The sequence below is a fragment of the Agromyces bauzanensis genome, assembly GCF_014645655.1.
Classification (GTDB): Bacteria; Actinomycetota; Actinomycetes; order Actinomycetales; family Microbacteriaceae; genus Agromyces; species Agromyces bauzanensis.
In genome coordinates this window covers 136,745-151,379 of the sequence record NZ_BMMD01000002.1, presented here as the reverse complement: position 1 = coordinate 151,379, position 14,635 = coordinate 136,745, and the positions used below count along the sequence as shown (strand labels likewise).

The following is a 14,635-nucleotide window of genomic DNA, read 5'->3' as shown; positions in this document are numbered from 1 at the left end:
GGCGGGAACGGCGAAGGAGGCGGATGCCGCGGCATCCGCCCCTCGGCGTCGTGCGCGCCGCGACTACAGCGTGAGCGCGCGGCGGACGAGCTCGGCCTGTTCGGCCGCGTGGCGTTTGGCGGAACCCGTGGCCGGCGAGGCCGACGCCGCCGCCGCGACCACCGAGACCGGACGCGGACCCAGCTTGTTCGTCTCGATGACGAAGTACGGCCAGGCGCCCTGGTTCTCTGGTTCGTCCTGGGCCCACATGAGCTCGGCGTTCGGATAGCTGTCGGCCACCGTCTTCAGCTCGACCGCGGGCAACGGGTACAGCTGCTCGACGCGGACGACCGCGATCTCGGGGTTCGGGTTCTTGTCGAGTTCCGCGATCAGGTCGTAGTAGAGCTTGCCCGAGAGGAGCACGGCGCGCTTCACCGCCGCCCGGTCGGTGATGCGCGCATCGTCGATGACGGGCTCGAAGCGGCCGTTCGTGAAGTCGGCCACCTCGCTCGTCGCACCCCGGAGTCGCAGCATCGCCTTGGGCGAGAAGACGATGAGCGGACGGCGTGGACGCACGTAGGCCTGGCGGCGCAGCAGGTGGAAGTACGACGCGGGCGTCGAGGGGCGGGCGACCGTCATGTTGCTCTCGGCGCACAGCTGCAGGTACCGCTCGATGCGGGCGCTCGAGTGATCGGGGCCCTGGCCCTCGTAGCCGTGGGGGAGCAGGAGTACGACGCTCGAGCGCTGGCCCCACTTCTGCTCGGCCGATGAGATGAACTCGTCGATGATGGTCTGCGCGCCGTTGGCGAAGTCGCCGAACTGCGCCTCCCACATCACGAGCGCGTCCCTCCGCTCGACGGAATAGCCGTACTCGAAGCCCATCGCCGCGTACTCGCTGAGCAGCGAGTCGTAGATCCAGAAGCGGGCCTGGTTGTCGGAGAGGTTCTGCAGCGGCAGCCACTCCTGGCCGTTCTCGCGGTCGTGCAGCACCGCGTGCCGCTGCACGAACGTTCCGCGGCGGGCATCCTGGCCGGCGAAGCGCACCGGCGTGCCCTCGAGCAGGAGCGAGCCGAGCGCGAGCAGCTCGCCGAAGCCCCAGTCGATCTTGCCGTTGCGGCTCATGTCCTGGCGCTTGGTCAGGAGCTGCTGGATCTTCGGGTGCACGGTGAAGCCCGCCGGCTTGTTGGCGAACGCGTCGCCGATCGCGTGCACGACCTCGACGGAGACCCCCGTGGTCGCGAGCTCGCCCGACGGCGACTCGGGCTCGCGGGTCGAGTCGGTCGCACCGACGACGGGGATCGCGCCCGTCTGTGCGGCGTGCGTCTCGGCGAAGGCGCGCTCGAGGCGGTCCTGGAAGTCGCGGTGCGCCGCCTCGTACTCCTCCTCGGTGATGTCGCCGCGGCCGACGAGGGCCTCGGTGTAGAGCTTTCGCACCGAGCGCTTGGCCTCGATGAGGTTGTACATGAGCGGCTGCGTCATCGATGGGTCGTCGCCCTCGTTGTGCCCGCGACGCCGGTAGCAGACGAGGTCGACGACGACGTCGCGCTTGAACTCCTGGCGGTAGCGGAACGCAAGCTCCGCGACGCGCACGACGGCCTCGGGGTCGTCGCCGTTCACGTGGAAGATGGGCGCCTGGATCGTCTTCGCGACGTCCGTCGAGTAGATCGACGAGCGCGCGTCGCCCGGCACGGTCGTGAAGCCCACCTGGTTGTTGATGTTCACATGGATCGTGCCGCCGGTGCGATAGCCGCGCAGCTGCGACATCTGCATCGTCTCGACGACGACCCCCTGGCCGGCAATGGCAGCGTCACCGTGGATGAGGACCGGCAGCGTGGAGAACGTGCCGATGGGCTTACGGTCCTGCTTGGCGCGCACGATGCCCTCGAGCACGCCGTCGACGGCCTCGAGGTGCGACGGGTTGGCGGCGAGTGTCACCGGGATCTGGTGGCCGTCGTCGGCCGTGAAGACGCCTTCGGTGCCGAGGTGGTACTTCACGTCGCCCGAGCCGGAGAAGTTCCTCGAGTCCTGGGTGCCCTCGAACTCGCGGAACACCTGGCCGTAGGTCTTGCCTGCGACGTTCGTGAGCACGTTGAGGCGCCCGCGGTGCGCCATTCCGATGGCGACCTCGTCGAGGCCCTCCTTCGCGGCGCCCTGCAGGATCTCGTCGAGGAGTGCGATGACGGACTCGCCGCCCTCGAGGCTGAAGCGCTTCTGGCCGACGTACTTCGTCTGCAGGAACGTCTCGAAGGCCTCGGCCTCGTTGAGCTTGCCGAGGATGCGCATCTGCTCGTCGTGGGTCGGCTTCTCGTACTTGCGCTCGACCTCGTTCTGGATCCAGCGGCGCTGCACGGGGTCCTGGATGTGCATGTACTCGATGCCGATGGTTCGGCAGTACGAGTCGCGGAGCACGCCGAGGATGTCGCGGAGGAGCGCAGTGCGCTTGTCGCCGAATCCGCCGGTGACGAATTCGCGATCGAGGTCCCAGAAGGTGAGGCCGTGGCTCGCGATGTCGAGGTCGGGGTGGGAGCGCTGCACGTACTCGAGCGGGTCGGTGTCGGCCATGAGGTGGCCACGCACGCGGAACGCGTTGATGAGCTCCTGCACGCGGGCCGTCTTGTCGATGGCGCTGGCGATGTCGACCGAGATGTCGGGGGCCCAGCGGATGGGCTCGTAGGGCAGGCGGAGCGCGGCGAAGAGGTCCTCGTAGAACCCGCGCTGGCCGATGAGGAGCTCGTGCACCTTCTTCAGGAACTCGCCGGATCCCGCGCCCTGGATGACCCGGTGGTCGTAGGTGGAGGTGAGCGTGATCGTCTTGCCGATCGCGAGGTTCGCGAGCGTCTTCTCCGACGAGCCCTGGAACTCGGCCGGGTATTCGAGGGCGCCGGCGCCGATGATGCAGCCCTGGCCCTTCATGAGCCGGGGCACCGAGTGCACCGTGCCGATGCCGCCCGGATTGGTGAGCGAGACGGACGCGCCCTGGAAGTCGTCGGCCTTCAGCTTGTTCTGGCGGGCGCGCTGCACGAGGTCCTCGTAGGCGGCGAGGTACTCGTTGAACGTCATCGTCTCGGCGCGCTTGATCGCCGGCACGAGGAGAGCGCGGCTGCCGTCGGGCTTGGGGAGGTCGATGGCGATGCCGAGCCCGATGTGCGCGGGCTTGAGCATGCTCGGCTTGCCGTCGACCTCGGCGTAGTACACGTTCTGGCTCGGGAACTCCTTGAGGGCCTGGATGAGCGCCCACCCGATGAGGTGCGTGAACGACACCTTGCCGCCGCGCGAACGTCGGAGGTGGTTGTTGATCACGATGCGGTTGTCGATCATGAGCTTCGCCGGGATGGTGCGCACGCTGGTCGCGGTCGGCACGGTGAGGCTCTGGTCCATGTTCGCCGCGAGGGTCTTCGGCAGGCCCTTGAGGGTGACGACCTCGTCCTCCCGCGGCGCCCCGGCGAGTACCTGCTGCGGGCTCGTGATCGGCACGTCGGCGGGCACGGGCGCGGTGCGCGGCGCCACCGAGGTCGTGCGTGCCTCGGGCGCCTGCCCGACGACGGGCGAGGGTGCGGTGATCGGAGCGGATGCCGCGGCCGGCGGTGCGGGCTCGGACACGGGTGGCTCGGCTGCTGCGACTGCCTGCTGGGGTGCGGTCTCGGCGGGGGCGGCGGGCTGCACGCCGTCCGTCGACAGCGGCGCCGGCGTCGCGGTGGTCCCCGTGCGAACCTGGCGATAGTGCTCGAGGACCGGCCACCAGGTCCGGTCGACGGACTCGGGGTCGGCGAGGTACTTCTCGTACATCTCATCGACGAGCCACTCATTGGCCCCGTACTCGCCCGCTGTCGTCTCCTCGGATCCCGACCCGGTCAGTTGGCTCGACACAGCTTCTCGCCCACTCTCTCCATCGCTGTTGGATTGCCTGCGGCGACCGCCACGTGCACACGCATACGGTGCCCGATCACCCACACAAGCCTAAACCCCTCCGGGAGGCTGGCGCCCCGGTTGCGGCGGTAGCGTAATGCCCATGGAGTTCTACCGGACGACCCCGCGCCACGACCTCACGTACTCCGACGTGTTCCTCGTGCCGAGCCGCTCTGGCGTCACGAGCCGGCTCGACGTCTCGCTCGCTCCCGACGACGGCTCCGGGGCATCCGTTCCGCTCGTCTCCGCGAACATGAACTCGGTCACCGGCCCGCGGCTTGCGGCGACCCTGGCCAGGCGTGGCGGCCTCGGGGTGCTGCCGCAGGACCTGCACCTGCAGGACCTCGACGCGGCGATCCGCTGGGTGAAGGCGCAGTCGCCGCGGTTCGACACGCCCCATCACTTCGGGCCCGACGACACGGCGGGGGACGCCCTGGCGTCGCTCCCGCCGGTGCCGGGGCACGGCATCGTGCTGCACGATTCGCGCGGGGCGTACGTCGGATGCATCGCCGCGGAGCGCCTGGCTACCGCCCTGCCCGACGCTCGGCTCGGCGACCTCGTGCACGGCGGGATGGCGTCGCTCGACGCCGACGACGTGGAGACGCCGCGCCGGGCGTTCGACCTCATGGTCGAGGCCGGCATCGACTTCGCACCGGTCATGGAGCACGGTCGCGTCGTCGGCACCCTGAGCCGGCGGAGCGCCCTGCGCGGCACGCTGTACGAACCGAACGTGGACGCCGGCGGACGACTGCGCGTGGCGGCGGCCGTCGGCATCAACGGCGACGTCGCCGCGAGGGCGAAGGCGCTCGTCGCCGCGGGCGTCGACATGCTCGTGATCGACACCGCGCACGGCCATCAGGAGGGAATGATCCGCGCGGTCGGCGTCGTGCGCGACCTCGGCCTCGGCGTGCCGATCGTCGCCGGCAACATCGTGACCGCCGACGCGGTCGCCGACCTCGTCGAGGCCGGCGCCGACGTGCTCAAGGTCGGCGTCGGACCCGGCGCGATGTGCACCACGCGCATGATGACGGCGGTCGGTCGTCCGCAGTTCTCCGCAGTGCTCGAGACCGCGGAGGCAGCCCGTGAGCTGGGCGCCACGGTGTGGGCGGACGGCGGCGTGCGGTACCCGCGCGACGTGGCGCTCGCGCTCGCGGCGGGCGCGGCATCCGTCATGATCGGCTCGTGGTTCGCCGGCACCATCGAGGCGCCGGGAACCCTTCGGCGTGACGCATCCGGCCGCCTCTTCAAGGAGAGCTGGGGCATGGCGTCGACGAAGGCCGTGCGCGAGCGCTTCGACAGGCTCTCGCCCTACGAGCTCGCCCGGAAGGAGTTGTTCGCCGAGGGGATCTCGTCGTCGTCGATCTACCTCGACCCGCTGCGGCCCTCGCTCGAGGACCTGCTCGACATGATCACGTCGGGCGTGCGCAGCGCATTCACCTACGCGGGTGCGCGGTCGATCGAGGAGTTCCGCGAGCGGGCGCTCGTGGGCGTGCAGTCGGCGGCCGGCTACGAGGAGGGCAAGGCGCTGCCGGTGAGCTGGTAGGGCTGCGGATGCCTCGGCACCGCCGATCGTCGCCGTGGCTACGCTGACCGCGTGCACCCGGCTCTCCGTCAGACTTCGACACAGCCCCTTCCCGGGCACGACGACGACACAAGCACCGTCATCGAACCGGGAAGGGGTGCCGCCCCCGCGACGACGCGCGGGAACAGAACCATCAGACGTGGGCAGAACTCATGGCCACCAGCGGGCAATCCTGCTGACCGCCACCGGGCAGCCTTCGTGACGGCTACGGGCAGTCTCACATGGCCGTCATCACGCGACCTGTGCTACGGCACGATCGCCATCAACGCGTGGACCTGTCGCGGGTTCCGCCGTCTCAGAATGAGACGGCCGCCACTGACGGGACGGATCATTTCGGCCTATTCTTTCTTAGAGTTCTTTCTTCAGGGAGCATCTTGCTCCTGCGCACCTACTGTCAATGAGGATGGAGGGCCCGATGCGCAACTCCGAAGCGCCCGCGATCAACCGCACCCGGACTCCGCGGCCGCTGATCGCCGCCTCCTGGCTGCGCTCGTACGCGTCGGGCGTCCCGCAGGCCGCCGAGTTTGAGCTTCCCTACAGCGACGACTTCGATCGCGAGAACCGACTCTCCCGTGCAGCGCAACCCGTCCTGGAAAGGCTCATCGACTCGATGTCGGGCACCCGCCACAGCATGGTTCTCGCCGATGTCGATGGCAGGATCGTCAATCGCTGGGTGGCGCAGAGGGCGCTCAACGACAAGCTCGACAATGCCAGAATCGCACCCGGTTTCGAGTTCGCCGAGGAGTTCGCCGGCACCAACGGTGTCGGCACCGCACTGGAGGAGCGCAAAGCCGTCATTGTTCACGGCACAGAGCACTTCGCCGACTTCCTGCACCGGTTCTCGTGCGTCGGCATTCCGATCCTTCACCCCACGCGCGGCACCATCGAGGGCGTGCTCGATTTTACGTGCCTCGCGACTGACTTTCATCCGCTGATGACGCCGCTCCTGGTCGAGGCGACCAAGCACATCGAGACACGTTTCGCCCAGGAGGCCTCCGCCTCTGAAAGCGCGCTGCTGGAGGCTTTCGTGCGAATGCGGCGACGCACGCGTGCGCCGCTCGTCGCAATGCGCACGAATTTCCTCCTGACCAACTCCGCTGCGGCGGGCATCCTCAACGGGCTCGACCAGGCCGTGCTCTGGGAGGTGGCCTCCGGCCTCGTCGCCGGCGGCCACGACGTCGGCACGGTGGAGCTCTCGACGGGACGCTACGGCATCCGGATCAGCCCGGTCGACGGCGGTGACCATGGCGCCCTCGGACTCGTCGTGCGCTTCTCGCCGATCCCGTCGGCACAGCCTGTGCCGATCCCGGCGCTCACCGCGAACGAGAGCGCGCCGGCATCCGCGGGTTCCTCCCCGCCCGGACGCAGCGCCCAGTGGGTCCACGTGCTCGACCGTGTTCCCGCGCTCATCCGCAGCGGGCAGCCGATCGCCGTGTGCGGTGAGTCCGGCACGGGCAAGCACCGGTTCGCAGCGCACCTGCACGCGCAGGCGGGGCACGAGTCCGTGCGCGAGTTCGACGCCGCCGTCGACGGGCGCGAGGGCCCTGGGCGGCTGGTGGAGCGCTGCCGCGCGGCTCTCGAACGCGGCGACGGCGTCATCATCCGGCACCTCCAGCTCCTGGCGCCCGAGTCGCTCGATGAGCTGGCCGCACTCGCACGTCGGGTCTCCCGTCCCGCGCAGCTGATCGTCACGGTCCACGAGGACGCCACGGATGCCGTCACCCGCACCATCGGCGCGTTTCCTCAGCAGGTGTGGCTGCCTCCGCTCCGGCAGCGCAGCGAGGACATCGCCGAGATCGTCCCCGCGCTCCTCGCGGACCTCTCTTCGCAGCGGCCCGCCGTCTGCAGCTCGGCCGCGCTTCAGGCGCTCATGCGCTACGAATGGCCGGGGAACATCACCGAGCTCCGCGACGTCCTCGGCGTCGCGCTCGGCGCAGCGCCCCGGGGCGTCATCGAGCCGGCCCATCTCCCGCACCTGATCCTGCGGCGCGCCCAGGGCCGCAAGCTCACCCCTATGGAGTACTCGGAACGCGACCTCATCGTCAAGACCCTCGCGGTCGTCGACGGCAATCGCACGGAGGCGGCAAGGGTGCTCGGCATCGGCCGGGCCACCCTGTACCGCAAGCTGCGGTCGCTCGGGATCTCCGCCGGCGCGGACCTCGCCGACTGACAGCCGATGGTTCGAGCGCCGAGTCGCTCAGACCGGCAGCTGAAGCGACTTCGTCTGCAGGTACTCCTCGAGCCCCATGGCCCCGAGCTCACGGCCGACGCCGGAGCGCTTGTACCCGCCGAACGGCGCGCTCGGGTTGTATCGCCCGCCGTTGATGTCCACCTGACCGGTCCGGATGCCGCGGGCGAACGCCATTGCGCGATCGTCGCTGCCCGACCACACCGCGCCCGCTAGCCCGTAGAGGCTGTCATTGGCGATGCGCAGTGCGTCGGCCTCATCACGGTAGGGGATGATCGCGAGCACAGGGCCGAATACCTCCTCTTGGGCGAGCTCGGATTGAGGATCGACATCGGCGAAGACCGTCGGGGCGAGGAAGTAGCCCGGTTCGCGCACGCGTTGGACACCTCCCGTGATGAGGCGTGCGCCGTCGGCGATCGCGCGCTCGATGAACCCGCGCACGGTATCGAACTGGTTCGACGATGCCACCGGACCAAGGCGTGTCGCAGGATCGGCCGGGTCCCCGACGCCGTAGCGCGACGCGGCGCTCTCCGCCAGCGCGAGCGCCTCGACGTATCGCGACTCCGGCACCAGCATCCGCGTCCACGCCATGCAGGTCTGCCCGGCGTTGAGGAATGCGTTGCCCACACCCACCTTCACGGCGGTGGCGAGGTCAGCGTCGTCAAGGATGACGTTGGCTGACTTGCCTCCGAGCTCCAGAGTCACCTTCTTCACGGTGGCTGCGGCGACCTGTGCGACGCGGATGCCGACGCCCGTTGACCCAGTGAAGGAGATCAGGTCCACGTCTGGGTGCTCCGCGAGCCGCTCGCCGATCACCGCCCCGCTGCCGGAGACGAGGTTCACCACGCCCGGCGGGAGGTCTGCGTCGGCAAGCGCGTCGAAGAACTCGAACACCGACAGCGGGGCCTCATTGCTCGGCTTGACCACGACGGTGCAGCCCGCGGCGATCGCCGGGATCACCTTCGCTACCACCTGATAGAGCGGGTAATTCCACGGGGTCACCGCAGCGGCGACCCCGTAGGGCTCGCGCACGACGAGCGAGTTGCCCACCCGACGCTCGTGTTCGAAGTCGTCGAATGCCTCGAGGATTCCCTCCGCGACCGCGAGCGGCACCTGGGTCTGCACGGTAGTGGCGATGCGGATGGGGGCGCCCATCTCGCGGCTGATCGTCTCGGCGATCTGCGGCAACCGCGCCCTCATCGCCTCAATCGCGCGCGACGCGCGTGCCCGCCGCTCCTCGACCGAGACCAGGGGGTCGAACGCCTCCCGCGCGGCGGCGACCGCCGTGTCTACATCGCGGCCATCGCCGCGCGGCACCGACCCGATCGTCTGCTCCGTCGAGGGGTCGACGACCTCGATCCCACCGGTGCCCAACGAGGGGGTCCACTCGCCGCCGATGAAGTGACGGGTGCGGTCGTAATCATGGTCGGACATGCTTTCTCCTGTCGACGTGGATGCTGCCGGATGTCTGCAGGGCCGGTCAAGGGACGATCGCCGCTCGCACGACGCGGCGGCTGTCGGCGTCCGCGAAGGCCGTGTCGATCTCGTCGAGTCTGTACGATACCCCGCTGAGCCGGTCGAGCGGCAGGTGATGCTGATGCTGCTCAAGGAACGTCAGTGCCGTGCCGAGCACGATGGGGTCGTACAGGGAGACGCCGACGATCGTCTTGTTGCCGAACACCAGACGCGACGGATCGAGTTCCGCGGTGCGGCCGAAGCCGATGTTGCCGATCTCCAGATAGCGGCCGAACTGCCCGAGCATCTTCAGGCCCTCGTCGATGACTGCCGGGCTTCCCACCACCTCGACGACAACATCGGCGCCGCGCCCGCCGGTGAGCTCGCGGACCCGCTTCACGCGGTCGCGGGAGGACTCGATCGCGGAGATATCGACGATATGATCAGCGCCGAATCCCTTCGCGAGCTCGAGTCGCTCGGCGACACCGTCGACAGTGATGACCGTCGATGCGCCGCGTGCCTTCGCGACGGCCGTCGCGAAGAGCCCGAGGCCGCCGGCGCCCTGCACGACGACCGTCTCACCGAAGCCCTGCCCCACTCGATCAAGGCCGTAGATCACCTGGGAGAGCGCGCAGTTCGCGCCGGCAGCATACTCGTCCGGCAGGGTGTCAGGTACGACGTAGACGACGGCCTCGGCGGGGAGGAGGAAGTACTCGCCGAAGCCCCCGACGAAGTACGGCGGCTTGTCGGCGCGGCCGAGCATTGCCATCGTCATCCGATCGCAGGAGATCGGATGACCCGACAGGCACGACCGGCACCGGTGGCAGGGGAAGAAGTAGGGGAACACCACGCGGGTCCCCTCGGCGAGGGGGACGCCGTTGAGATCGGTGGCCACCCCCTCGCCGAGAGCGGCCACGCTACCCACCATCTCGTGTCCGAGTACAGTGGGCAGCTGCCCGCCAAGCCCCTTCGTGGCGAAACTGCCATGCCACGCGTGCAGATCCGATGCGCACACATTCGTGCGCCGGACTCTGACCAGAATCTCCCCCGGTCCGACCCCGTCCAGGCGCTCGGTGCGCAACTGGAAGGGTCGCTCGACCTCGTCGAATCGTGCGATACGTCCTTCGAACACGTGTCTCCTTCAGAGTTCTTCTCGGCGGGGTTGCTCGGAAACGCCGGTTCAGGCGTAACCCTTGCGGCCGACGTTCGCGTATCGGACGAATGCGCTAGAGTCCTCGACCGCGAACCGGTCCAGGTTCGTGTCGCAGGAGACGAAGTAGAGCACGTCGCGGTCGGGGCCGCCGAACCAGGGAGCCACCCCCCAGCCGTCCGGAATCAGGATGACGTCGGTGATCTCCCCGCCCTCCTCGACGCGGTAGAACCCCGCCTCCGGGCCTTCAGTGAGGGCGTTGCCCATCCAGACCCCGCCATCCGTGTCGATCGTGAGGCCGTCCGGGTGGAAGCTCTCGGGCATGTCCGCCCAGAGCCGGTAGTTGCTCAGCGATCCGTCGGCAGCGATGTCGTAGGCCGAGATGCGGTGCGCGAAGAGCTCGTTGACGATGAGCGTCTTCCCGTCGGGCGTGACCTGCATGCCGTTGGGGAACATGATGTCGCCCGGCTCGGCGGTCGCGGTGCCGTCTGGGGTGATGTGCACGACGTGCGTCGGGCGAGGATCATCGACGCCGAGGTCGAAACCGAAGTTCCCGACGTATGCGTGTCCCTCGGCGGTGACGAACATATCGTTGGCATGACCTTCGCACAGGTCCGACAGGTCGGCGTACTCCGTGACATCGCCGTTCGGATGCCGGCGAAGCACCTTCTTGTCGACCATCGACACGACCAGGAGCGATCCGTCGGCCAAGAAGCCGAGCCCAGAGGGCTGGCCGGGCACGTCGAGGATCGTCTCGACACTGCCGTCAGCCGGGTCGACCGTGATCACGCGACGGTTGAAGAAGTCGCTCGTCCAGATCTTGCCGTCGTGCCAGCGCGGGGCCTCGAGGTACTTATGGCCCTCGGCACTGAGGTTTGTGTAGGTGTGCTGCTTCATTACATCCTCCTTCATCGGTTGGGTTCGGTACTTCAGACGTAGTCGCGTCGGAGCAGCTTCTTGTCGAACTTCCCGACGCCGGTCTTGGGTACGGCGTCGATGAACTCGAATCGATCCGGCACCCAGAACGACGGGAATTTCGCGCGCAGGTGCGCGGCCAGCTCCGCAGTGGTCACGGCGGCCTGGGTGACCACGAAGGCCACGGGGCGCTCGAGCCACTTCGGATCGGGTGCGGCGACGACCGCGGCCTCCTTCACAGCGGGGTGGGCCATGAGGTGGTTCTCCAGATCGACCGACGAGATCCACTCGCCGCCGCTCTTGATGAGGTCCTTCGAGCGGTCCACCAGAATGAGATAGCCGTCGGCTGTCATACGGCCGATATCCCCGCTGTAGAACCAGCCGTCGCGGAAGGTCTCCGCCGACCGTGCGTCGTCGTAGTAGGTCGAGGCCACCCAGGGCGACCGCACGCGCACCTCTCCAGAATGCGCCCCATCCCACGGCTGCTCGACGCCCTCGTCGTCGACGAGGGCGATGTCGACCAGCGGCAGCGGTTGCCCCTGCCTGCCCAGAACCTCGTACGCGTCCTCGGCGGGCAGGTCACCGTACTGGCTCGCCAGGCCGCAGAAGGTCAGCAGCGGAGAGGCCTCGGTCATCCCCCAGGCCTGGACCACGTCGATGCCGTGGTTCTCCTTCCACCAGCGCATTTCGCTGACGGGGGGAGCCTGTCCGCCGAGCCAGAGGGTCTTGAGGCTGGAGACGTCCCAAGAGCGATCGGAGTGCTGCAGGGTCTCGCGAATCAGCATCCCCACCGTGACGGCTCCGGAGAAGAAGGTCGGCCGACCGTGCTCGATCGTCTCGAGGTAGTCGACGCCGACCGGGTGGTCGCCAGGCAGCACGATCGTCGCGCCGTACAGCACGCATCCGTAGGGCATGCCCCAGGAGTTCACGTGCGACATGGGCGTGACGAGCATGTACCTCTCGCGTTCGTCGACGCCGATCGAGCCCGTGGTGCCGAGTGTGAGGGCATGGAGGGTGTGGCTGCGGTGGCTGTAGACGACGCCCTTGGGGTGGCCGGTCGTCCCCGACGTGTAGCACATGCCGGCGGCAGTGTTCTCATCGAGGTCGGGGAAGTCGTATTCCTCCTTCTCGGCCGCGAGCGCCGCCTCGTAGCCGACGACAGGCAGGGTCAGCGTCGTCTCCGGGGGATCGTCATCGCTCAGCACGAGGATGGCGCGCACCCGGCCGAGTTGATCGCGCAGCCCTTCGAGCACCGGGAGCATGTCCGGGCCGACGAGGAGGACTTCGTCGTCGGCATGCTGGATGATGTAGCCGATCTGCTCGGCGGGCAGGCGGAGGTTGATCGTGTGCAGCACCGCGCCCATGCACGGCACCGCGAAGTACGCCTCCAGGTGCCGGTCATTGTTCCAGGCGAGGGTTCCGACGCGATCCCCGGGTTGAATACCCAGGGTCCGCAACGCGTTCGCGAGCCGGCGCACACGCCCGCCGAACTCGGCGTAGGTGCGGTGCCGGAACCCGCTCTCGGTGCGGGTGATGATCTCCTTGTGTCCGTACAGCCGTTCGGCGCGCCACAGCAGCGACTTGATCTGCAGTGGGACGTCCATCATCTGACCGCGCACGTCACTCCTCCAATCCGGGTGGATCGGAGGGCGCTGGACCGCGCCCTCGCCCCTCGCCCTCCGGGCCTCATACGATCGCGAACTCGGGGTAGCCAGCGTCGCGGGATGCGTTGACGTGGCCGAGGTACGCCGGAAGCCCGCCCGGCCACATCAGCATCTCGACCTTCTTGCCGGGAATGTTCGCCCCCATATACCACGACTTCGCCCGGTCGAACAGCGCCACCGCCATGACCTCGTCGATCATCTCCTGCCACTTCTGCTCGGCCTCCGGTCGAGCCTCGATGCGCGGGCTTCCGTTCGCCTTCAGGTGGTCGAGTAGATCCACCACCCATTCGCCCTGCGCTTCCGCACAGGTCGGGCCGTTGCAGAACGCTGACGGGCTCTGTGGGCCGTAGACGAAGAACATGTTCGGGAACCCCGCGGTCGCCGCGCCGAGCGCGGTGTGCGCGCCACCCTGGAGCGAGTCCTTGAACGACTCGCCTGCGGCGTTGCGGATGTCGATTCTGGTGATACCGCCGGTGACGCTGTCGAAGCCGGTGGCGAGGACCAGCAGGTCCACTTCGTGCTCGACACCGTCCGCCGTCAGCACCCCCTTCGGGGTGACCCGGACGATGTCGTTCTTCTTCAGGTTCACCAGCGTGACGTTGTCCTGGTCGAAGATGTCGTAGTACCACTGCTCGAGGGAGGGCCGCTTGACACCGAAAGGATGCGGCGGCTCAGTCGGGGCGAGATCCTCCCAGAGGTCCTTGTTCTTGATGCGCTGGCGCGTCTTGTCGCGCCAGAAATCATAGAACTGGCGGTTCGCCTTCTCGTCGAAGAAGAAGTCGTTGAAGTTGCCGAGCCAAGGAACGAACCCGCCGATCGTCCACAGCCGTTCGTACGTCGTCTGACGTTCCTCGTCGGAGACATCGAAGGTGCCGTGATCCAGGAAGTCGAAGTCGAAGCCGGCGAAGGTCGTGTTCCGCTTCGCCATCCACTCCTCATAGTGCTCCTTCTGCTCTGCGCTGTCGGCGTCCGTGAACCTGCGTTGCCGCATGGGCAGGGCGAGCATCGGAGTGCGCTGGAAGATCGTCAGATGCTCCGCGACCTTCGCCGCCTCCTGCGAGACCTGGATGCCTGATGCCCCGGTACCGATGACGGCCACGCGACGTCCCTCAAGGGGCGTACCGCTCTGGGGCCAGCGCGCGGTGTGATGCACCTCGCCCGCGTAGGTCTCCAGACCCGGGAAGGCGGGGGTGTAGGGCGCGGATCCGAACCCGGTGCACACCACCAGGTAGTTGGCGGTGACCGAGAACTTCTCGCCCGTCTGGAGGTTCTTCGCCTCGACGTTCCATCGCTTCCGCTCCTCGTCGAAGCGTGCAGACTCCACGTGGGTGCTGTAGGAGATGTCCTTGGAGAAGTCGAGCTTGGCGTCGGCGTAGTGGAAGTAGTCGCGTACCTCCGACCAGTCGGGGTAGAGCTCGCTGAAGTTCCAGTCCCGCCAGAGCTCCGGATCGGAGAACTGGTACATGGAGGCCCACGAGTCGACGCGGGCACCCGGATAGCAGTTCCAGTACCACACGCCGCCGAGACCGGATCCGGCCTCGAAGACGTGCACCTGGTGACCGCGCTTGCGCAGTTTGTCCAGCTGATAGAGACCGGCGAAGCCGGCGCCGACGATGAGAACGTCGAACTCTTGGCCCGGGGCGACATTCGCCATGGTATGGCCTTTCTTGTCGTTGACGACGTCCGCGGACTGCTGCGTCCCGACCGTCGCGACAGCATCTTCGCTGTCGACCATCAGCATGGAACGGACAGGATGGGTTCTCATGTCTCATTGCGAGACAGGTAGTGCTCTGTGG

8 protein-coding genes are annotated in these 14,635 nt (G+C 68.0%); 2 read left to right on the top strand and 6 right to left on the bottom strand.

Annotated features, from left to right (window positions below; all coding sequences use genetic code 11):
* Positions 1-63 precede the first annotated feature (63 nt).
* Complete coding sequence (locus tag IEX31_RS02975) at positions 64-3,846, bottom strand: multifunctional oxoglutarate decarboxylase/oxoglutarate dehydrogenase thiamine pyrophosphate-binding subunit/dihydrolipoyllysine-residue succinyltransferase subunit (protein ID WP_188741950.1); 3,783 nt, start codon at positions 3,844-3,846, stop codon at positions 64-66.
* Positions 3,847-3,988: 142 nt separating this feature from the next.
* Between IEX31_RS02975 and guaB1 the strand changes: the two genes are divergently transcribed.
* Positions 3,989-5,428: a GMP reductase gene (gene guaB1 / locus IEX31_RS02970; protein ID WP_188741949.1), complete on the top strand. Its 1,440-nt coding sequence runs from the start codon at positions 3,989-3,991 to the stop codon at positions 5,426-5,428.
* Between the two features lie 454 nt (positions 5,429-5,882).
* Positions 5,883-7,637 (top strand): sigma-54-dependent Fis family transcriptional regulator, encoded by a 1,755-nt coding sequence (locus IEX31_RS02965; RefSeq protein WP_188741948.1) that lies wholly within the window; start codon positions 5,883-5,885, stop codon positions 7,635-7,637.
* A gap of 27 nt (positions 7,638-7,664) precedes the next feature.
* On the opposite strand, the gene IEX31_RS02960 is transcribed toward IEX31_RS02965, so the two are convergent.
* The 5 genes from IEX31_RS02960 to IEX31_RS02940 all read right to left on the bottom strand — a co-directional run bounded on the left by IEX31_RS02960 (position 7,665) and on the right by IEX31_RS02940 (position 14,574).
* The gene (locus IEX31_RS02960; protein ID WP_188741947.1) at positions 7,665-9,089 is read right to left on the bottom strand and encodes an aldehyde dehydrogenase family protein; all 1,425 of its coding nucleotides are present in this window, start codon (positions 9,087-9,089) and stop codon (positions 7,665-7,667) included.
* 46 nt (positions 9,090-9,135) lie between these two features.
* Positions 9,136-10,242, bottom strand: a complete 1,107-nt coding sequence (locus IEX31_RS02955) for a zinc-binding dehydrogenase (RefSeq protein ID WP_188741946.1) — start codon at positions 10,240-10,242, stop codon at positions 9,136-9,138.
* 48 nt (positions 10,243-10,290) lie between these two features.
* On the bottom strand, positions 10,291-11,157 hold the full coding sequence (locus tag IEX31_RS02950) for an SMP-30/gluconolactonase/LRE family protein (RefSeq protein ID WP_188741945.1): 867 nt from the start codon (positions 11,155-11,157) through the stop codon (positions 10,291-10,293).
* A gap of 32 nt (positions 11,158-11,189) precedes the next feature.
* Entirely contained in the window at positions 11,190-12,794 is a 1,605-nt protein-coding gene (locus tag IEX31_RS02945) for a long-chain fatty acid--CoA ligase (protein ID WP_229662071.1), read from the bottom strand.
* Between the two features lie 67 nt (positions 12,795-12,861).
* Positions 12,862-14,574, bottom strand: coding sequence for a flavin-containing monooxygenase (locus IEX31_RS02940; RefSeq protein ID WP_229662070.1), 1,713 nt, complete (start codon positions 14,572-14,574; stop codon positions 12,862-12,864).
* Positions 14,575-14,635 lie beyond the last annotated feature (61 nt).

Bases quoted from the DNA above. Each gene is read 5' to 3' on its own strand.
- IEX31_RS02960 (WP_188741947.1), bottom strand. From the start codon at position 9,089: ATGTCCGACCATGATTACGACCGCACCCGTCACTTCATCGGCGGCGAG.
- guaB1 (WP_188741949.1), top strand. From the start codon at position 3,989: ATGGAGTTCTACCGGACGACCCCGCGCCACGACCTCACGTACTCCGAC.
- IEX31_RS02940 (WP_229662070.1), bottom strand. From the start codon at position 14,574: ATGGTCGACAGCGAAGATGCTGTCGCGACGGTCGGGACGCAGCAGTCC.
- IEX31_RS02965 (WP_188741948.1), top strand. From the start codon at position 5,883: ATGCGCAACTCCGAAGCGCCCGCGATCAACCGCACCCGGACTCCGCGG.
- IEX31_RS02950 (WP_188741945.1), bottom strand. From the start codon at position 11,157: ATGAAGCAGCACACCTACACAAACCTCAGTGCCGAGGGCCATAAGTAC.